Source organism: Haliea sp. E17, from assembly GCF_048323675.1.
In the GTDB taxonomy this organism is placed as follows: Bacteria; Pseudomonadota; Gammaproteobacteria; order Pseudomonadales; family Halieaceae; genus Mangrovimicrobium.
This window is the reverse complement of sequence record NZ_JBLWFK010000008.1, coordinates 49,932-70,049: the sequence shown is the minus strand read 5'-3', so window position 1 is coordinate 70,049 and position 20,118 is coordinate 49,932. Positions and strand designations below refer to the sequence as shown.

The following is a 20,118-nucleotide window of genomic DNA, read 5'->3' as shown; positions in this document are numbered from 1 at the left end:
GCTCAGAGTAGCTCCCGCAGGCTGCAGGGTCGACCCGGATCTTGCGGAGAGAAAAGGGGTCAGAGCCCTTTTTTCCCCACGTATGCCTGACCCCCTGCGCCAGCAGATGAAAAAAGGGCTCTGACCCCTTTTCTCCTCCTCAACCCTCGGCTGCCAGCCGGTCGGTCGCCAGCTTGCGCAGGGTTTCCAGCTTGATCTTCGAGCTGCCGGTGGTTTCCAGTTCCTCTTCGGTGAAGAACAGGAACTTGCGCGGGATCTTGAAGCTGGCGAGGCGTTCCTTGAGGAAGGCGCGGATTGCCTCCCCGTCGAGCTCGACACCGGTCTGGGGCACGATGCAGGCCACCACGACTTCACCCAGCAGTTCGTCGGGCACGCCGACACAGCGGGGAATCTTGATCCCGGGGTAGGTGGCAAGCACGGTGTCGACCTCGATCGGCGACACGTTGGCGCCGCCGGTCTTGATGATGTCGTTGAGGCGGCCGTGCCAGAACAGGCGGCCCTCCTCGTCCACGTAGCCGCCGTCGCCGGTGCGGAAGAAGCCCTGTTCGTCGACGCTCTCGTCCAGCGGGATGCCGACGTAACCGAGCATCAGGGTGGCGCCCTTGACCGCGATCTCACCGGTTTCGCCCAGGGGCACGGTTTCACCGCTCATCGGGTCGACGATCTTGATGATGTTGCCCGCCGCCGGCTTGCCGTGGCTGCCGCCCACAACGTCTTTCGGCGTATTGGCCGGGAACACGGTGCTCAGGGTGAAGGTCTCGGTGTTGCCGTAGGCCGCCGCCGGCTCGGTGTAGTCGCCGGGCTCGATGTCCGGGTGCTGGGCGATGGGCGAGTCCTTGTCCACGTATTTCAGGCTGGAGAGGTCGGTGGTCAGCCAGTTGGGGGCGTCCATCAGCTGCTTCCACTGGTGCGGCCAGGCGAACAGGTAGGTGGCGCCCTCGGCGTGCATCAGGTCCACCGCGTCCTCCGGGTCGAAGGTGCGCTGCAGGATCAGGGTGCCGCCCACGGAGAGCGCGCCGCCGATACCCATGGCGAAATTGCCGGACCAGAAGAAGCCGTTGGCGGACCAGGAGCGCACGCCTTCCTCGCCGAAGCCCAGCCACTGGGCCCAGCGCCACAGCTGCAGGGTCACGCCGCGGTGGGCGCTGAGAATGCCCTTGGGCTTGCCGGTGGAGCCGGAGGAGAAGAACAGTACGCCGGGGTCCGCCGGGGTGACGGTGGCCGCGGTGGCGTCGACCAGGGCGTCGCTGATGTCCGCGCCACGGGCGAGGAACTGCTGCCAGGTCTCCATGCCCGTGGGCAGGTCGTCGCTGTCCACCGCCGCGGCGTAGCGCAGGAAGGGGAATTTTTCAGACTGCAGTTCACCGGGCCGGGCCGTGGCCAGGCCGGGCTCGGCCTCCACCAGCATCGCGGCGAAGTCCTTTTTCAGGACATTGCGCTCGAACAGGATGTAGCTGCAGCAGGATTTCTCCAGGATGACTTCCAGTTCGGGCTGGGTGGAGAAGGTGCTGAGGGTGGTGGCGACGCCACCGGCCAGCGCGGTGCCGAAGGTGGCGGAAAGGAATTCCAGCCGGTTGGTCATCATGATGCCCACCCGGGTGCCGCGGGTCAGGCCCATGGCCAGCAGGGACTTCGCCACCTGCACGGAGCGCGCCCACAACTCGTCGTAGGTCCAGCGCTCGATGCTGTCGCCGAGGCGCAGGTTGGCTGCTTCCCGCGGCCCGTAGCGCTCGGTAAGCTCGCGGATGTAGCCACCCAGCGTGAGGGCGCCCGTGCCTTTCTCCTCGGCGAGGGGGATGCCCCGGATGATGGACAGTCTTTCCTGTGTGTCACTCATTGTCTGTTCTACCCGTTCCTGCTGCTTTAATTTTCAGCCCGCTGCGGGCTCATAGCCCACCAGTGATTTGATTTCCACGTACTCGTGGAAGCCGTACTCGCCCCACTCGCGGCCATTGCCGCTGCGTTTCATGCCGCCGAAGGGCGCGTGGAAGTCGAAGCCGCCGTTGATGTAGATGGCGCCGGTACGCATCTGCCGGGCGACATTGCGGGCGGTCTCCAGGTCGACGCCGGAGACGTTGCCGGCGAGGCCGAAGTCGGAGTCGTTGGCGATGGCGACGGCGTCGTCGAGGTCCTCGTAGCCGAGGATGCACAGCACCGGACCGAAGATTTCCTCGCGGGCGATGACCATGTCATTGGTGACATTGGCGAACACGGTGGGTTTGACGTAGAAGCCCTTGTCGAGACCCTCCGGACGGCCGACACCACCGGCGATGAGGGTGGCGCCCTCGTCGATACCCTTGGCGATGTAACCCTGGATGGACTCGAACTGCTTGCCTGAGACCACCGGGCCCATGGCGACTTCACTGTTGGGGTCGCCCACGGTGACCTGGGCGGCGGCTTCCTGCGCCGCGGCGATGGCTTCTTCCATGCGCGCCTTCGGTACCAGCATGCGGGTGGAGGCGCTGCAGGTCTGGCCGGAGTTCATCATCACCCCACCGATGGCGCCGGCCACGTTGGCGGCCATCTGCTCGTCGTCAAGGATGATGTGGGCGCTCTTGCCGCCCAGTTCCTGGCACACGCGCTTGACCGAAGTGGCGGCGTTGATCGCCACCTGCACGCCGGCAGACTCGGAACCGGTGATGGAGACCAGGTCCACTTCCGGGTGCACGGCGAGGGCTTCACCCACGACCGAGCCGCGGCCCTGGATCATGTTGAACACGCCGGCCGGGACACCAGCGGCGTCGAGGATCTCGGTAAAGATCTGGGCGGAGAAATGGGATTCCTGGGAGGCCTTGAGCACCATGGTGCAGCCGGTGGCCAGGGCCGGGAAGACCTTGACCGCGATCTGGTTGACCGGCCAGTTCCAGGGGGTGATCAGGCCGCAGACCCCGATCGGGTCTTTCACTATCAGGCTGTTGCCGATCTTTTCCTCGAAGGCGAATTCCTTCAGCACCTCGATGGCGGTGGTCAGGTGGCCGAGGCCGAGGTGGATGTGGAAGCCGCCCGCCAGGCCGGCCGGCGCGCCCATTTCCTCGGTGATGGCCGCGGCGAGATCGGCGCTGCGCTTGTTGTATTCCTCGAGGATGCGCTCCATCACCGCCAGGCGCTCCTCGCGGCTGGTTTTCGACCAGCTCTTGAAGGCCCTGCGCGCGGCCTGCACCGCGCGGTCCACGTCCTGCACACCGCCCAGGGCGATCTTGCCCGAGGGTTCCTCGGTGGCGGGATTGATGGTGGTGCCGACAGTGTGCTCGATGGGGTCGACCCACTGGCCGTCGATGTAGAACTTCAGGTATTCGCGCATGGCTCTGTTATCCCTCTGGCTTGTTCCATTAACGAGTGAACCTTCCGCGGCACGGGCCGGGGAAGGTTCCGGTAATTCTGGCCCGTCCCGCGCGGAGTCGCGCGGGACGGGCCGTTTGCGGTGAATCGCTCACCCGATTACTGCTGGCCTTCCGCGTACCAGGTGCGGAACCGGTCGTAGTTCGGGGTGTCCAGGTTCTGGTTGCCGCCGTGGTTGATGACCGGGTCGATGGGCACGTGGATCACGGTGGGCTTGCCGCTGGCGAAGGCCTCGGTGATCGCAGCGCCGATGTCCTCGCCTTTCTCAACGTACACGCCGCGCAGGCCGAAGCCCTCGGCGATCTGGTCGAAGCGCACGCTCTTGCTCCAGTGCACGCCCGGCTCGTTGGTGTTGCCGTGGCCGAAGGTGCGCTTGTACACGCCCACTTCCAGGCCCCAGGCGTTGTCCACCGCCACCACGATGACCATCGGCAGGTTGAAGCGTTCCACCACTTCCAGTTCGCCGATGTGGTAGAGGAAGGCCGAGTCGCTGGTGGTGAACAGCACCGGGCGATTGCCGCCGTCGGCGATGGACGCACCCACCGCGTAGGGCAGGCCGGTGCCGAGGCAGCCGAAGTTCTGGTTCCAGATCACGTCGTGGGGCTTGGACTGCAGGTAGGTCCAGGTGAAGATCACGGTGCAGCCGCCGTCGCGCACGTGGATGGCATCCGCGGGCATGGCGCCGGTGGCCTCGATCACCCACTGGCCGGTGTGTACGCGGCCGCTGTCGGTGCTGAAGTCCTGCTCGGTCAGCGCCTGCAGGCGCGCCTTGTCTTCTGCGATCCAGCGCTGCAGGTCCGGGTGTTCGGCGCGCGGGCTGTCTTTCAGGCCGGCGCTGATCTGCGGTACCACGCTGCGCAGGTCACCCACCAGCGGTACGTCGATGGGGCGGTTCTGGCCGATCGCTTCCGGGTCCAGTTCCACGTAGATCCACTTGCGGTCGACATTGCCCTCGGCCCACAGGAAGCCGCGGCCGTAGTGCACCGGCTCGCCGATCTCGGTGCCGATGGCGATGACCACGTCGGATTTGGCGACGATCTCGTCGGCCACTTCGGCGAACAGGTAGGGGAAGGTGCGGTCTTCAATGCCCTCGATAAAGGCGTTGCCGCCGGAGGTCTGCAGCACCGGGCAGCCCATCAGTTCCGCCAGTTCCTTCACCTTGTGACCGGAGCGGGTGCACTGCACCGCGTGGCCGGTGAGGATGATCGGGCACTCGGCGTTCCTGATCAGCTCCACGGCCTTCGCCACCATCTCGCCATCGGCGCCGGGTTCGAACAGGCGGTACTCCGAGGGCGGCAGGGCCGGCGGCACTTCCAGGTCTTCCTGGATGACGTGGGAGGGGTACTCGATGTACACCGGGCCGGGGGTGCCGGACTGGCTCACGCGCAGGGCGTGGCGGATGATCTCGTCGGTCTGGTCCGCGTACTCGATGCTGGCGCTCCACTTCACCGAGTTCTTGAACAGGTCTTCCTGCTGGATGAACTGGATGCGGCCGCGGCGTACCCGGCGCTCGGTGATGCGGGCGCGCTGGCCGCCGAGGAAGATCACCGGGCAGTTTTCCACCAGGGAATCCATCATCGCGCCGGAGGACAGGGCGATGCCCGGGCCCAGGGTGCAGATCGCCAGCGCCGGTTTGCCGGTCATCCGCGTCCAGCCCTCGGCCATGAAGCCGGTGGCCAGTTCGTGGTGCGGGGTGACAATGTCCCAGCCGCGCGCTTCCGCGGCGACGAACAGGTGCACGAAGTTGGGATCGGGAATGCCGAATACGGTCTTGACGCCCTCGGCCTCGAACAGTTCGAGGATGCGTTCGTAGACCTTGACCGTGCGGCGGTCGCTGGACGCCGGCGTTGCGACCGGGGCTTTTTCATCTGCGTACATATTTTTGTACCTTGTAGAGTGCGAGCAAATATTGGAAACAGGGCGGCGCTCTCCGGCGCCTCGCTCAGTAGGCGTCCTCTGCCTCTGCGCCGTATCCGGCCTTGAAGTCCGTATACCAGGACTTGAATTCTTCGTAGTTCGGCGCCTCCATGGCATTGGCCTGGGGGTCGACCGGAACGTGAATGACCGTGGGCACACCCTCGGCCATGGCGCGTGCGACCGCGCGCTCGACGGCGGCTGCTATTTTGGTCTCGTCCTCGATGTATTCGCCGTAAGCGCCGTAGCCCTCGGCGATCTTGTCGAAGCGTACGGTCTTGCTCCAGCGCGCCTCGGTCTTCGGTGAGTCCATGCCCACCTGCTTGTTCCAGACGCCCACTTCCAGGCCCCAGGCGTAGTCGCAGGCGACCACGGTGACGATCGGCAGTTTCTTGCGCACGGCGGTTTCCAGCTCGTTCAGGGAGAACTGGAAGGAGCCGTCGCCGGTGATGAACACCACCGGGCGCTTGCCGTCGGTGGCCAGCGCGGCGCCGATGGCGTAGGGCAGGCCGGTGCCCAGGTGGCCGGTGTTCTGGTTCCACACCAGGTCCTCCGGCTTGTACTGGGTGTAGGTCCAGCCAAAGATGGTGGTGGAGCCGCCGTCCGCCGCATAGATGGCGTTGTCCGGGATCGCCCGGGTCGCCTCGACGATCAGCCGCGCCGGGTGAATCTGCTCGCCGCCGCTGGGCACGCCGGCCAGCAGTTCGGCTTTCCACTCTTTCTGCATCGACTTCCAGCCGTCGAACTCGGTGCTGGCGCTGCCCTGGTAGTCGCCCAGGGCAGCAATCAGTTGCGGGATGATGTCGCGCATGCAGCCGACCAGCGGCGCATCGATGGGGCGGTTCACGCCCATGGCGGCGCCGTCGCGATCCAGGTAGATCCACTTGCGCTGGGCGTCGCCTTTCTCCCAGTGGCGGCCGATGCCCATGTGCACGGGCTCGCCCAGTTCGGTGCCGATGGCGATACACAGGTCGGATTCACTGGCGGCGGCGCGGCCGGCAGGCGAAAAGCCGTAGGCAAAGGTGCGCTCTTCCTGGCCCTTGATGGTCATGGCGCAGCCGGAGGTCTGCAGGATCGGGCAGTCGAGCTTTTCCGCCAGCTGCGCGACCAGCGCGTGGGAGCGCGAGGTGAACATGCCCTGGCCGACCAGCATGACCGGGTTTTTCGCGCCTTTGATAAGTTCGACGGCCTTGGCGACCATGGTGCCGCTGGCGGCCTGTTCGACCATGCGGTACTGCTCCGGCGCCTGTACCGGCGGCCAGTTGAAGGTCTCGTGGATCACCGACAGCGGCAGCTCCACGTACACCGGGCCGGGCTTGCCGGTGGTGCACTGGCGGATGGCCTCGCGAATGATCTCGTCGGTCTGGTCCGCGTCTTCAATAATGGCCGCGTATTTCACCAGCGGCTTGAAGTGTTCGAGCTGATCCATGAACTGGATGCGGCCGACCCGGGCGCGCTGGTTGGCGGTGCGCGAGCGGTTGCCGCCGAAGAAAATGGTCGGCGAGCACTCTTTTTTCGCCACGATCATCGCGGTGGCGAGGTTGGAGATGCCCGGACCCTGGGTGCCGAAGCAGACCCCGGGCTTGCCGCTCATCCGCGACCAGGCGTCGGCCATGAAGGCGCCGTTCTGTTCGTGGTGGGGCGCGACCACTTTCCAGCCCCGCGCCTCGCAGGTCATGGCCATGTGCATGAAACCGGGATCCGGGATGCCGAACAGGGTATCGATGCCTTCCGCTTCCAGCAGGTCGACGATGCGTTGGTAAACAGGTACTGACATATAGGGCTCCAGTTGCGGTCCGCGGCGGGCGCCGCGAATCGTCTGTTTTGTTGTTAGTGGTTGACTAGTCCTTATCGACCAGCTTCGGTGCGCCGCGCCCTTCCATGTAGGTGGACAGCACGCGGTGGAAATTGGTGATCTTCTGTTCCTGGTGCGGGTTCGGCTGGGCGCCGCGGAAACCGCGGGACTTCATGCCGCGCTGGACCCACTCCATGTTGGCGAAGTCCTGGGCCAGCACCGAGCCCCATTTCTCCGCGGTCGGCTCGGCCTGCACCCACTCGGTTTTCGGCTCTTCGCCTTCGGGGAAACGCTCGAGGGCGTAGGACTCGAAGATGCACTGGTTGGGATCGTCGCCGTAGGGGCGGGTGCGGTAGCACAGCGCGAAAGTCTGCCCCTGCAGGATGGTCTGGTTGGGGAACAGGCTCCAGGCCAGGCCCGCTTCCGCCATGATCTCCGGCGGGATGTTCGGCCACTCGACACCGCGCGCGGCGTCGTCGGCGCGGGCGGACTGCATCAGGTGGGCGATCACCTCGTTGCCGGGGGTGCCTTCCGGCAGTTCGTCCACCAGGCGGCTGGCGGCTTTCACCAGGGTCTCGGTGGCGGCGGCGTAGTTCACCGTCTCATAGTTCTCGCGGATCAGTTCATAGGTGGAGATACGCGGGTCCTGGTCCTTGCGGCCGACCCGGGTTACCGAACTGCTCTGGCTGTTCTTGGCCGCGGCGTCGCGCTCGTCGAAGCCGCTGACGCCGTGGGGGCCGTAGGGCTTGCTGTAAGCGTAGTACTCGCCGTATTTCAGCAGCTGGGTGTGGGTGCCCGCCACGTGATAGGGCTCCATGAAGGCCTCGATGGCGGTCTTCCAGTTACAGGGATAGATCGACCACTGGCGCCACTTGTAGCGCATTTTCTCGAACTGGAAGTGGTCGAGGATGCGCGCCGCGGGCTCCAGGAAGTCGCGCAGGGGCTCGCAGTCCGGGTCCATATTGACGTAGATCCAGCCGCCCCAGGTGTCGCAGTGCACGCTGGTCAGGCAGGTCTTGGCCTGGTCGTCGAGGGTGCCCTGCCAGTCCTGCTGGTCGAGGATGTAGGTGTTCTCGCCTTCCAGGTTGAAGGTCCAGCCGTGGAAGCCGCAGACGAAGTTGGCCTTGCGGCCGCGGGTGCCGTTGGTGCTGTCGGGTGAATTGACCAGCTGGCGGCCGCGGTGCGGGCAGACATTGTAGTAGGCGCGAATGGTGTCGGGCGCGGTGCGGATGACGATGATGGATTCGTCGCAGATATTGTAGGTGAAGTAGTCGCCGACCTGCGGGATGTCTTCCTCGCGGCCGGCCATCTGCCAGATCTTCGGCCACAGCAGGTCTTTTTCCGCCTTCGCGTATTCCGGGCAGATGAACGCTTCCACCGGATAGTTGAGGGGCTCACCGACTTCGTCGATGCTGATGCTGGGGATTCTGGGGTCTTCGGGTTTGTTCATGTCATCCTCCTGCGGAAACCGGACATGCGCTTTTTATCGTTCAGGGTGTGGAACACTTTAGACCGTAATAATGCCCCCGTCAGTCCACGCTGACGGGCGGTGGCCAGGCGGCGGCATTTCACATCGGCAGGTATCGGACCCTGTGGCGCCAGCGTTTTGAGGCTATCGATCTTAAACAAAATCAACAGTGTTGTCTATAACGCTTCGGGCGGCCCGGAACAGCGGTTTTTGGCTGTCTTATCCGCCGCCCGGGCAGCCGTCCCGGCTGCCGCCGAGCGCGTTTTTTACCAATGGCAGCAGAGCGCGGATTGGCAGATGCCGGTGTGCGCCGCCCGCCGGCCAGAGACCTATTCCAGCGGCTGGGTCCGCCGGGTCAGGGTGGGCTCGTCCCACTCGGGCATGCCCGGGGGCGGGCCGAAATCCGGCGATTCCACCATCGGGTTGGACAGGTCCAGCGGCCCCCGGTAATGCAGGCCGAAATGACGCCAGCGGAAGCGCCAGGTGTCGCCCTCGCGCTGGTAGCGGTCGTAGAAGACGCCGATGGTCATTACCGAGCTGCCGTCGGGCAGCTTGGCCATCTCGGTGCTGTGGATGCGGCCGCTGCCCTGGTCGCCGTCGATCTCCAGTACCGGCAGGCCCGGCAGGATCAGCACGCGCTCGTTGAGGCCCAGCAGCTTGGCGAAGGTCGGGCCGATCTCGCTGCGCCCCTTAAGGTGCATGCCGCCAACCTTCCACTCGCCGTTCTCGGTGAAGCAGTCGGAGAAGCTGTCGGCGTCCTGGCGCCAGACGGCGTCGATAAACCGGGCATAGAGCTGGCGGATGCCGCTCTCTGCGATCAGGAAGTCGGTGTTCATTTTATTGATACTCCTTGGTTTAATTATCGCTTGATTCTAGTGATCAGGGGTGGGTTGGGCAATTTTATCCGGGCGTCGTGGGTATTGCCCGGTTGTACCTTCGGAACACGCCGGTACCTGCTCTTGCGGTGGTGGATCCAGCGAGAGGAACTGCCTGAAGCGGAATCCGCTGATAGCGAGAGCCTGTCTTCCACTCAGCCGCCACGGTGAGTCAAAACGCCTTCGAGCCGTGGCGGCTGAGTGGAAGGCGGGCTCGTGTCGGGGCCCCGGAACCGGCGGCCGTGCGGGTCGGCATCATGATGCAGCCACACTCCACATCCCGGTAGCTTCCATTACGATATTGTCATCTGCGCGCAGCAGGCCGCGGGCGAAGATCAGCGAGCGGCTGCGGCGCAGCAGCTCGAACTCCAGCTCGACGAAGGCCGGGGCGCGCAGGGCGTTGAGGAAGTGGCTGTCCAGTTGCACGGTGGAGCAGAAAGCGCGCTCGGCCGCTTCCCAGACCAGCAGCGACATGGCGTGGTCCACGAAAGTCATCAGCACGCCGCCGTGGACGAAACCCTGGGCGTTGCAGTGACTCTCGTCCAGTTGCACGGCGTAGTGCCAGCCGCTGTCGTCGCGCTGGGTCCACAGCGCGCCCAGTGAGGCGGGGATGCCCTTCATTTCCCGCCGCTTCCATTCCTGCTGCCCGCTCATCCACTCGTCCTGATATTGCATTGAATTTTCAATTCGGCCATTGTACCGCTTCGTTTTGCCGAACAGGTCTGGCCGGATTGGCTCCGGCACCAGATAATAAACAGCCCTGTTGATAATTCCAATGGTGTCGCGATAGATCCGGCGACGGCGCCAGCAGTATCACGCATCCCGAGGAGGTTGCCACAGTGACAAGCCTGAGTGGGCGCTACAGCGCCGCGTCTTCCCTTCACGCAGCGGACGGCTGGCAGGCGGAGCGCCTCACCCGGCCCAGTCGCCTGTTCGGGGCCAACGGCATGCGCACCGGCGCCGACGGGCGTGTCTACGTCGCCCAGGTTGCCGGCAGCCAGGTCAGCGCCATCGATGTGAATTCAGGACAGATTGAAACCATCAGCCCGACCGGCGGCGATATCGTCGGCCCCGACGACCTGGCCTTCGATGCCGCCGGCAACCTGTTTGCCACGGAAATCACCCGCGGCCTGGTCAGCATGCGCAAACCCAACGGCGAATACCGCGTGGTACAGGGCGACATGCCCTGCGCCAACCCGATCACCGTGTATAACGGCAAACTGATTGCCGGCGAGTGCCGCATCGGCGGCCGCATCATGGAACTCAGCGCGGACGGCGGGCCGCCGCGCATCATCCTCGATAACGTGCCGATGCCCAATGCCTTCGAGGTCGGACCGGACGGCAAGCTGTATTTCCCGGTGATGGGGACCAACGAAATCTGGCGGGTGGATCTCGCCGGCGGCGAACCGGAAGTCGTGGCGAAGGATCTCGGCGTGCCGGACTCGGTGAAGTTCGACAGCCGGGGATTTATCGTCTCCACCCAGGTCGCCAGCGGCCAGGTGCTGCGCATCGATCCCGCAACCGGCGAGAAAACCGTGCTCGCGCAACTGGCGCCGGGACTGGACAACTGCACCTTCGTCGGCGACCGCCTGTTCGTCTCCAGCATCACCGGCGAGGTGGTGGAAATCACTGCGAGTGGTGAGGTTCGAGCGCTGGTCGACAAGGGCCTGCAGTGGCCGCTGGACGTCGGGGTCGCCGCCGACGGCAGCCTGTTCGTGGTCGACGGCGGGTTTACCTACACCCTGCAGCCGGGCGGTGAGCTGCAACTGGTCGGCATGCTGTTTTCCCCCGGTTTCCCCGGTTACTGCCGCGGGGTGGCCAGCAGCGGACCGGGCGAGTGGATCGTCACCACCGCCAATGGCGAGGTCAGCCGCTTCAATGTCGTGAACCAGCAAAGCAGCGTGATCGCCAGCGGCTTCGACCAACTGATGGGCGTCGCCCTGGCGGATGCGGGGATCGTCACCGCGGAATACGGCCGCGGCCGCTTGCTGGGCATCGACGCCAGTGGCGAGGTCAGCGTACTGGCCACCGACCTGGCCGCACCCAAGGGTGTCGCAGTCGCCGCCGACGGCGCTTGCTACGTGGCGGAATCCGCCGCCGGCAAGGTCAGCCGGGTGAGCGGCGGTGTTGCGGAAACCCTGCTCGACGGCCTGCAGCAGCCCGAGGGCATCGCCCTGCACCAGGGCAAGCTGTTCGTGCTCGATATCGGCGCCAAGACCCTGGTCGAGTGCGACCTGCTGGACGGCGACCGCCGGGTCATCGCCTCCGGCCTGCCGGTGGGCGCGCCCGCTGGCGCGGAAATCAAGCTGCTTGGCGGCGTCGGTGACATGTGCGGCCCGATGGGCAACTTTACCGGTATCGATGTGGCCGCCGACGGCACGCTGTATATCTGTGGCGACGCCGAGGGCAGCGTGATTGCCCTGCGGCACAGCGGAGCCTGAGGCGGGTCCCGCGGAGCGCAACATGTTTGACCAGCAGCAACAGGCCGACGCCGAACAAAAACCCTGGGTGACCGGTGAAACCTACGGCCTGGAGATTCCCGCCGACGCGGCGGCGCTGCTGGCCGGCGGCGCGGAATTCCTGACCCGCGCCTTCCGGGCTTCCGGCGCGCTGGCGGCGGATAACAGCGTCAGCCGGGTTGTCGAGGCTGAGGAATTCTTCGGCGGCGGCACCGGTAAAAAACTGCTGTTGACGGTGGCCTACGCCACAGCGCAGCCGGACTTGCCCGAGCGCCTGTTCATCAAGTTTTCCCGCAACTACGATAACGAACTGTGGGACCGCGGCCGCTTCATGATGGTGTCTGAGGTGCGGGTGGCGGTGCTCTCCCGCGCACCGAACTTTCCCGTTGCCGTACCCCTGTGCCTGTTTGCGGATGTCGAGCCGGCTTCGGCGACCGGGCTGATTATCACCGAGTGCATTCAATATGGCGTCGGCGCCGTGGAGCCGCTGCACCCGAAGTGCATGGACTACACGATAGCGGACCAGCCAGAGCACTACCGGGCCATCCTGAAAGGCCTGGCCAGGCTATCCGGCGCGCACCGCGGCGGCAGGCTGTCGCCGGAGTTCGACCGGCAGTTCCCCTACGATGGCAAGCGGGCCGCGGCGATGTTCGCCATCCCGGTGCCCGAGGAAAAACTGCTGCAGTGGGCGAACCGCATGTTCGACTTCATCGCGCGCTATCCGCGGCTGTTTCCTGGCAATGTGCGGGAGCCGGGCCTGCGCGAGCAGTTCCTCGCCGATATTCCCGACGTGGTGGCGGCACAGGAACGGATCCGGGACGTAATGTTCGGTAACCCGGACATGGTCGCCTTCGCCCACTGGAACGCCAATATCGACAACTGCTGGTTCTGGCGCGATGCGCAGGGCGAGTTGCACAGTGGGTTCATGGACTGGGCGAATGCGGGACCGATGAGCGTGGCCCAGTCGGTGAGCGGGGTCATCAGCGGTGCCGAACCGGCAATCTGGAACGACCACCTGGATGAACTGCTGGGCGTATTTATCGAGGAATACGCGGCCCAGGGTGGGCCGCGCATCAGCCTGGAGGAACTGCGCCTGCACTGCCTGCTGATCGTGGTGGTGTCCGGCGTGGCCTATTCGATGGGTGCGCCGGTGGCGATCGCGCGGGAAATCGACGATATCGACGCGCTGGCCAGTTACCGCGATGCCGCATTTGCCGAACACGAAAACGCCCGTATCCAGTTGCACATGATGACCAAAACGCTCAATGTCTGGCAGACCCGCAAGCTGGGCGACCTGGTGCGCCGGCTTTAATATCCAAAGGTACATCGCGACAACACAGCAATAAGAAATCAGGAGGCAGCGATGGGCAAAAAAGTAGTGATCGATCCGGACGCGGCGCGCCTGGGCGCCAGTTACCCGCCACCTCACGACGAACCCTGTGCGGGCCGCAAGACCTGGCCCCTCACCCGCCAGTTGGGCGTCACCCAGTTCGGTATCAACCGTGTCGAGTTGCCCCCGGGCACCTGGTCGACCCAGCGCCACTGGCACAAGACCAACGACGAGGCGGTGATCGTGCTCTCCGGCGAACTGGTGCTGGTCACCGACGATGGCGAGGAGGTCCTGCGCGCCGGCGATTGCGTGGGCTTCACCGCCGGCGACCCCAATCCCCACCACCTGCAGAACCGCAGCGACGAGGTCGCCGTGTTTTTCGACATCGGCGGGCGCGACCTGTGGGACGTGTCGACCTTTACCGATATCGGCATCGAGGCCAAACCGCGGGTCGAAATAAAGTTCCGCGAGATCGAAGACTAGTGGCGCTGACGCTCTACTATTTCCCCACGCCCAATGGCCGCAAGGTCAGCATCGCACTGGAGGAGATGGGGCTGGATTACCGGCTGCAGGTGCTCAATATTTTCGAGCGGGAAGCGCAGTCTCCGGAGTACCTGGCAATCTGCCCGAACGGGCGCATCCCGGCCATCGTGGACGAACAGCCCGGTGCCGAGCCGGTCATGGTGTTCGAGTCCGGCGCCATCCTGCAGTATCTCGGGCGCAAAAGCGGCGCCTTTTATCCCGTGGAATCCGCTGCCAGGCAGGCGGCGGTGGACAGCTGGGTGTTCTGGCAGATGGCCGGCCTGGGACCGATGGCGGGGCAGATCACCTGGTTCAGGCGCGCGGCGGAAAAGCCCGGCCGCGACCCGCAGGAAACCTCGCTGACCATCTACCGATTCACCAAGGAAGTGAAGCGCCTGTACGCCGTGCTGGAAAACCAGCTCGCCGGGCGCGACTACATCTGCGACGACTACAGCATCGCCGACATGGCCTGCTGGACCTGGGTCGACCAGTACGGTCACTACGTCGACGGGCTGCAGCACTACCCGAATATCCGTGCCTGGCACCAGCGCATCGCCGAGCGCCCGGCGGTGCGGCGCGCCATGGCCCTGGGGCTCGAAGAAGTGCAGGGCATGACTGTCAGCTTCAACTAGCCGGGGGGCTGCCCATGCCTGCTTGAGCTGTTTCCGGGCAATCCGTGCGGCATGGGTTGACGGCGGAGTGGTCGAAGCACCCGCCACGGCATTGTGGCCATAACCGGGAAAAAAGCCTGCTTTTTGTCTTTCCACTGGAACCGCGGTGGAAACCGCGTGGTATAAAAGCCGCCTGATGTTCAGGCTGCTTGAGGTGCCAATGGGAAACAGAAGTATCGTGTTCAGTATTGTCCTGGTCGCGTGCGCGGGCCTGGCGGGATTCCTGTACCGGGAGGTGCAGGGCCTGCAGCATGTCGCGGCGGCGCACTGGGTGGCGGTAAGCGCCTACCTCATCGGCGTACCCCTGGCCAAGCTGGTGGTGTTTTCGCCGGGCCTGGTGGTCGGCTTTCTCTGTAACCGCCTGCACCTTGTGTTGGTATTCCTGCTCGGCTGCCTGGCCTACTTTCCCTTCCAGTACTTCTCCGGCGCCAGCCTGAGCGCCCCGGCACTTACCCTGGCGGGCCAGTCCCTCGCCTACGCGGTTGCCATCGCGGTGGCCTACCTTGCCGGTTCCCGGCTGTCCCGGGGCTGACGTTGTTACAGCGCTCCTTTTTACTTTCCTGCAGGCAATAAAAACGGCGGGCAAGTAGGACACTTGCCCGCCGTCACGATTGTGTGCCGCCGGTCACCCGGCGGCTGTAACGCGGTACCCGCTCAGCGGCTGCCGGTGGCGTTGCTCATGGACTGCATGACCTGGTCAAGATTGAACGAGGAGGGTTTCTGCCGTGGCGGGAACTTCTCGAAGGTCTTGATCATCTGGCCAGCGTAAACCTGGGCCGGCACGCCTGCCCACTGCACCTGGTGCTCCATCCACTCGTAGTAGCTGTTGGAATTGTGTTCCGCGCGCTCGAAGGGGTCCATGCGCAGGTCGAAGATCAGCGGTACGCGCAGGTTGACGAAGGGTTCCATCCACACCCGGAAGCCCTCGGCGGTCTGTTCCTTGAAGACCAGCTTCCAGCGGTCGTAGCGCATGGCGACCAGGTCGGCGTCGTCGCTCCAGTAGTAGAACTCCTTGCGCGGCCAGGGCTGGTCGGTGCTGCCGGTCAGGTTGGGCAGCAGGTTGTAGCCATCGAGGTGGACCTTGTAGGTCTTGCCGCCGGACTTGAAGCCTTTCAGCAGCTTTTCCTTCACCTCGGGTTCGCCGACAGCGGCCATCAGGGTGGGTACCCAGTCGTTGTGCGCGGCGATGTCGTTGGAGATGGAGTCGGCCTTGATCTTGCCGGGCCAGCGGATAAAGAAAGGCACCCGGTAACCGCCTTCCCAGTTGGTGTTCTTCTCGCCGCGGAAGGGGGTGATGCCGCCGTCGGGCCACATGTTGAAGTGGGGGCCGTTGTCGGTGGAGTAGATCACGATGGTGTTATCGGCGATACCCAGGTTGTCGATCTTGTCGAGCAGTTTGCCGACGTCCGCATCGTGCTGCAGCATGCCGTCCGCGTAGAAGTTCAGGCCGGACTTGCCCGCCCACTCCGGCGGTACGTGGGTGACATAGTGCATGCGGGTGCTGTTGAACCAGAGGAAGAAGGGCTTGTCGGCCTTCACCTGGCGGTCCATCCAGTCGATGGCGGCGGTCAGGAACTCTTCGTCGACGGTTTCCATGCGCTTGATGTTGAGCGGGCCGGTGTCCTGGATACGGCCATCCTCGTAGCTGTGAATGACGCCGCGGGGGCCGAATTTCTTGCGGAATTCCGGGTCCTTCGGATAGTTCGGGTTCTCCGGTGCCTCTTCCGCGTTGAGGTGGTAGAGGTTGCCGAAGAACTCGTCGAAGCCGTGGGCGGTGGGCAGGAATTCGTCGCGGTCGCCGAGGTGGTTCTTGCCGAACTGGCCGCTGATATAGCCCTGCGACTTGAGCAGTTCCGCCAGGGTCGGGTCTTCCGGGCGAATACCGAGGTCGGCGCCCGGCAGGCCCACCTTGGTCAGGCCGGTGCGCACCGGCATCTGGCCGGTGATGAACGCGGCGCGGCCGGCGGTGCAGGACTGCTCGGCGTAGTAGTCAGTGAAGCGCATGCCCTCTTTCGCGATGCGGTCGATGTTGGGGGTCTGGAAGCCCATCATGCCGCCGCTGTTGACCGACAGGTTCCAGTAGCCAACGTCGTCGCCGAAGATCACGACGATGTTGGGCTTGTCCTGGGCCTGTACCGCCACAGTGGCAAGCGACAGGAGTACTGAGCTTAAAAGTAGTTGGAGTTGTCGTAGTGAGCGCATTGCCCGGTTCCTCTTTAATCACGGGGAGAGAGCGAACCCCGCGGCCACCGGCTTGCGGGAGCGGGGGGTGGGGTTCGCTGGGTCTCAGTGTAGTTCAGAATCCGGAACCGGGCCGTTGGCTGGGGCGCTTATTTCCGGTGCGGCAGGCACATTGTCCTGTTATGTGCCTGTGATTGAATGATATCTGGATATACGGATATCATAATATATCTGCTTGCCATTCACGCCCCGGTGAAACCACCGAACCCGGAGAACACAACGTGCTCACACCGGTACAGTTGCTCAAGTGCCTCGCCGATGAAACGCGCCTGCACGCCACCCTGTTGATTTTCCAGCAGGGCGAGTTGTGCGTGTGTGAACTGGTGGCGGCCCTGGGCGAGGGCCAGTCGAAGATTTCCCGGCACCTCGCGCAACTGCGCAACTGCGGCGTGCTCGCCGATACCCGGCGGGGGCAGTGGGTGTTTTACAGCATCGCCCGCGACGTGCCCGACTGGGCGCTGGCAATTCTGCGTACTGCCGGCGAGGCGAGCGTCGGGGAACTCGCGGTATACCGCGACAACCTCGACCGGATGGCGGGCCGCCCCGCCTGTTGCTAGCAAACGCAGGAACGGAACCGATATGACCAGTATTCTTTATATCTGCACCCACAACCGCTGCCGCAGTATTCTCAGCGAGGCGTTGACCAATCACCTTGCAGGAGGCCGCCTGCGCGCCTTCAGCGCGGGGAGCCAGCCCGCGGGTGAGGTGCACCCGCTGACCCTCAAATTCCTCGCCGAGCGGGGAATAGCCACCGCAGGGCTGGCCAGCCAGTCCTGGGATGATTTCGAGGCGGAGCAACCGGATATCGTGGTCACGGTCTGCGACAGCGCGGCGAACGAAACCTGCCCGGTGTGGTTCGGCACTACGGCGGTCGCCCACTGGGGACTGCCCGACCCGTCGAAGCTCGAGGGAGACGAGGCAACTGTCCGCCAGGCCTTCAATGCGGTGATGGACACCATCGAACAACGGGTCGGCAGCATGCTGGCAGTGAATTGGGAAAGCCTGTCGCGCGATGAGCGCCAACGGCAACTGGATCGACTGACGGAGGAGTGAGCAGGTGGGAATTTTCGAACGCTACCTGAGCGTATGGGTGGGCCTGTGTATCCTCGCCGGGGTGTTGCTGGGCAACCTCATGCCGGGCCTGTTTCACTGGTTCGCGGCACTGGAAGTCGCCCATGTGAACATCCCCGTCGCGCTGTTCATCTGGGTGATGATCTACCCGATGATGGTGCAGGTGGATTTTTCCTCCATCCGCGATATCGGTAAAAAGCCCCGGGGGTTGCTGCTGACGCTGGTGATCAACTGGCTGGTGAAGCCCTTTACCATGGCGGCGCTGGGCTGGCTGTTCTTCCGGGTGATCTTCGCCGACCTCGTCGACCCGCAGACCGCCACCGAGTATATCGCCGGCATGATCCTGCTGGGGGTGGCGCCCTGCACCGCGATGGTCTTTGTCTGGAGCCACCTCACCCGCGGCGACGCCAATTACACCCTGGTGCAGGTGTCGGTGAACGACCTGATCATGATCTTCGCCTTCGCGCCGCTAGCCGCCTTCCTGCTCGGCGTCAGCGATGTCACTGTGCCCTGGGATACCCTGCTGTTATCGGTGGTGCTGTACGTGGTGATTCCGCTGGTCGCCGGGGTGCTGACCCGGCGGCAACTCGATTCGCAGCAGGACCATTCCCGGCTCGAGCATTTCCTGAAAGTGCTGAAGCCGATCTCGATCAGCGGGCTGCTGGCGACAGTGGTGCTGCTGTTCGGCTTCCAGGCCCAGACCATCCTCGCCCACCCGGCGGCCATCGGCCTGATCGCCGTTCCCCTGCTGATCCAGACCTACGGTATTTTCGCCATCGCCTACGCCGCGGCGAAGGCGATGAAGCTGCCGCACAACATTGCCGCGCCCGCCTGCATGATCGGCACGTCCAACTTTTTTGAACTGGCGGTCGCCGTGGCCATTTCCCTGTTCGGCCTGCAATCCGGGGCCGCGCTGGCGACGGTGGTGGGCGTGCTGGTCGAGGTGCCGGTGATGCTGTCGCTGGTCGCCTTCGCCAACCGCACGCGGCACTGGTTCGAACCCCGGGAGTAATTCATGTCGCTGGAATCCATGCCCAACATCGATCGGGAGTGCCTGCAGGGTATCGACCCCGAGCGCCTGCTGACCCGCGGTTGCAATAACTACCTGGTCGACCGCCATTCCGAGCGCAAGGAGAGCGTCGGGGCCTTCCGCAAGCGGATCGACGAGCGGGCGCTTTAGCCGGGACCCTGAACCAGGGTTGCCTCAGGCAACCGTGCCGCTGTCGCGCAGCGCTGCGATCTGTGCCGGTTCCAGCTCCAGCAGTTCCCGGAGTACGTCATCCGTGTGCTGGCCCAGCACCGGCGGCGCCGCCGGCACCGGCTGTGCTGCGTCGGTGTACTTGATGGCGCGGTTGACGATGGGAATGGTGCCCAGGGTCTGGTGCTCGGTTTCCACCACCATCTGCCGCTCGACTGCCTGTGGTTGCCGCAGGGCATCGGTGATACCGAGGATCGGTGCGTTGGGTACCTGGTATTCGCTGAACAGTTCCACCAGCTCGTCTACGCTGTGCTGTTGCGTGAATGCGGCGATGATGGCGTTGACTTCCTCGCGCGCGTCGCGGCGCTTCTCGATCATGTCGTAGCGCGGGTCGTCGATCAGTTCCGGGCGCTGGATGGCGTTGCAGATGCGCGCCCAAAAGCTGTTGGTCAGGCAGGCGACGATGATCGAGCCATCGCTGGCGGGGAAGGCGCCGTAGGGCACCAGGTTGGGGTGCTGGGTGCCCTGGGGCTGCGGGTCCTCGCCGGTAAAGAAGGCCAGTTGCGCCAGGTAGCCGAGCATGCCGAGCATGCCGTCGAGCAGGCTGACATCGATATGCCGCCCGCGGCCGGTGGCGTGGCGCTCGTGCAGGGCGGCGAGGATGCCGATGGGGCCGTTGATGCCGCCGATCAGGTCGCCCAGGGGAATGCCGAGCTTGGTGGGCGCGGCGCCCGGCTCGCCGTTGACGCTGAGCGCGCCGGACAGCGCCTGCAGCACGATGTCGAAGGAGGGCTTTTCACGCATCGGGCCGGTGGCACCGAAGCCGGAGATGGAACAGTAGATCAGCCCCGGGTGGATGGCCGACAGGGTCTCGTAACCCAGGCCGAGCCGGTCCATCACGCCGGGCCGGTAGTTTTCAACCAGGATGTCGCACTTCGCGGCGAGGTCCTTGACCAGTTGCACGCCCTCGTCAGTCTTCAGGTCGACGACGATACTCTTCTTGCCGCGGTTGATGGCCAGGTAATAGTGGCTTTCGCCCTCGCGAAAGGGCGGGAAGGTGCGGGTCTCGTCGCCGCTGCCGGGGGGTTCGACCTTGATCACTTCCGCGCCGAGATCGGCCAGCGCCAGTGACGCGGAAGGACCCGCCAGCACGCGGGTGAGGTCGAGAACGCGGACACCGGCCAGCGGCCCCGCCCAGTTTGCCTGTTCAGTCATACAACCTGCCGGTCGGAAAA

18 protein-coding genes are annotated in these 20,118 nt (G+C 64.7%); 9 read left to right on the top strand and 9 right to left on the bottom strand.

Annotated features, from left to right (window positions below):
• Nucleotides 1–139: 139 nt before the first annotated feature.
• The 7 genes from ACNKU3_RS18945 to ACNKU3_RS18915 form a co-directional block, all read right to left on the bottom strand.
• Nucleotides 140–1,837, bottom strand: a complete 1,698-nt coding sequence (locus ACNKU3_RS18945) for a class I adenylate-forming enzyme family protein (protein ID WP_418261133.1) — start codon at nt 1,835–1,837, stop codon at nt 140–142.
• A 33-nt stretch (nt 1,838–1,870) separates the two neighbouring features.
• Nucleotides 1,871–3,301 carry an aldehyde dehydrogenase family protein gene (locus ACNKU3_RS18940; RefSeq protein ID WP_418261132.1) on the bottom strand — a complete coding sequence of 477 codons (1,431 nt, stop codon included), beginning with the start codon at nt 3,299–3,301 and terminating at the stop codon, nt 1,871–1,873.
• Between the two features lie 137 nt (nt 3,302–3,438).
• Entirely contained in the window at nt 3,439–5,217 is a 1,779-nt protein-coding gene (locus ACNKU3_RS18935; RefSeq protein ID WP_418261131.1) for a thiamine pyrophosphate-binding protein, read from the bottom strand.
• Between the two features lie 64 nt (nt 5,218–5,281).
• The gene (locus ACNKU3_RS18930; protein WP_418261130.1) at nt 5,282–7,030 is read right to left on the bottom strand and encodes a thiamine pyrophosphate-binding protein; all 1,749 of its coding nucleotides are present in this window, start codon (nt 7,028–7,030) and stop codon (nt 5,282–5,284) included.
• Between the two features lie 64 nt (nt 7,031–7,094).
• Nucleotides 7,095–8,498, bottom strand: coding sequence for an aromatic ring-hydroxylating oxygenase subunit alpha (locus ACNKU3_RS18925; RefSeq protein WP_418261129.1), 1,404 nt, complete (start codon nt 8,496–8,498; stop codon nt 7,095–7,097).
• A gap of 347 nt (nt 8,499–8,845) precedes the next feature.
• Nucleotides 8,846–9,352 carry a nuclear transport factor 2 family protein gene (locus ACNKU3_RS18920; protein ID WP_418261128.1) on the bottom strand — a complete coding sequence of 169 codons (507 nt, stop codon included), beginning with the start codon at nt 9,350–9,352 and terminating at the stop codon, nt 8,846–8,848.
• A 294-nt stretch (nt 9,353–9,646) separates the two neighbouring features.
• Complete coding sequence (locus ACNKU3_RS18915; RefSeq protein WP_418261127.1) at nt 9,647–10,066, bottom strand: PaaI family thioesterase; 420 nt, start codon at nt 10,064–10,066, stop codon at nt 9,647–9,649.
• Nucleotides 10,067–10,230: 164 nt separating this feature from the next.
• Between ACNKU3_RS18915 and ACNKU3_RS18910 the strand changes: the two genes are divergently transcribed.
• From ACNKU3_RS18910 to ACNKU3_RS18890, 5 genes are all read left to right on the top strand, one after another.
• Nucleotides 10,231–11,832: an SMP-30/gluconolactonase/LRE family protein gene (locus ACNKU3_RS18910; RefSeq protein WP_418261126.1), complete on the top strand. Its 1,602-nt coding sequence runs from the start codon at nt 10,231–10,233 to the stop codon at nt 11,830–11,832.
• 22 nt (nt 11,833–11,854) lie between these two features.
• Complete coding sequence (locus ACNKU3_RS18905; RefSeq protein WP_418261125.1) at nt 11,855–13,162, top strand: hypothetical protein; 1,308 nt, start codon at nt 11,855–11,857, stop codon at nt 13,160–13,162.
• A 51-nt stretch (nt 13,163–13,213) separates the two neighbouring features.
• On the top strand, nt 13,214–13,663 hold the full coding sequence (locus ACNKU3_RS18900; RefSeq protein ID WP_418261124.1) for a cupin domain-containing protein: 450 nt from the start codon (nt 13,214–13,216) through the stop codon (nt 13,661–13,663).
• Entirely contained in the window at nt 13,663–14,334 is a 672-nt protein-coding gene (locus ACNKU3_RS18895) for a glutathione S-transferase family protein (RefSeq protein WP_418261123.1), read from the top strand. The genes ACNKU3_RS18900 and ACNKU3_RS18895 overlap by 1 nt, the downstream gene beginning before the upstream one ends.
• Before the next feature lie 199 nt (nt 14,335–14,533).
• Nucleotides 14,534–14,905: a hypothetical protein gene (locus ACNKU3_RS18890; RefSeq protein ID WP_418261122.1), complete on the top strand. Its 372-nt coding sequence runs from the start codon at nt 14,534–14,536 to the stop codon at nt 14,903–14,905.
• Nucleotides 14,906–15,027: 122 nt separating this feature from the next.
• Here ACNKU3_RS18890 and ACNKU3_RS18885 read toward each other — a convergent pair whose 3' ends face one another.
• Entirely contained in the window at nt 15,028–16,575 is a 1,548-nt protein-coding gene (locus ACNKU3_RS18885; protein ID WP_418261121.1) for an arylsulfatase, read from the bottom strand.
• Nucleotides 16,576–16,835: 260 nt separating this feature from the next.
• On the opposite strand from ACNKU3_RS18885, the gene ACNKU3_RS18880 reads away from it, so the two are divergent.
• From ACNKU3_RS18880 to ACNKU3_RS18865, 4 genes are read left to right on the top strand one after another with little or no spacing between them, the layout of a single operon-like run.
• Nucleotides 16,836–17,171 (top strand): metalloregulator ArsR/SmtB family transcription factor, encoded by a 336-nt coding sequence (locus ACNKU3_RS18880; RefSeq protein WP_418261120.1) that lies wholly within the window; start codon nt 16,836–16,838, stop codon nt 17,169–17,171.
• A 22-nt stretch (nt 17,172–17,193) separates the two neighbouring features.
• Entirely contained in the window at nt 17,194–17,667 is a 474-nt protein-coding gene (locus ACNKU3_RS18875) for an arsenate reductase ArsC (protein ID WP_418261119.1), read from the top strand.
• A gap of 4 nt (nt 17,668–17,671) precedes the next feature.
• Complete coding sequence (gene arsB, locus ACNKU3_RS18870) at nt 17,672–18,697, top strand: ACR3 family arsenite efflux transporter (RefSeq protein WP_418261118.1); 1,026 nt, start codon at nt 17,672–17,674, stop codon at nt 18,695–18,697.
• 3 nt (nt 18,698–18,700) lie between these two features.
• Complete coding sequence (locus ACNKU3_RS18865) at nt 18,701–18,865, top strand: hypothetical protein (RefSeq protein ID WP_418261117.1); 165 nt, start codon at nt 18,701–18,703, stop codon at nt 18,863–18,865.
• A 24-nt stretch (nt 18,866–18,889) separates the two neighbouring features.
• Here the strand turns inward: ACNKU3_RS18865 and ACNKU3_RS18860 are convergent, their stop codons facing one another.
• Complete coding sequence (locus ACNKU3_RS18860) at nt 18,890–20,098, bottom strand: CaiB/BaiF CoA transferase family protein (protein WP_418261116.1); 1,209 nt, start codon at nt 20,096–20,098, stop codon at nt 18,890–18,892.
• Between the last annotated feature and the right edge of the window lie 20 nt (nt 20,099–20,118).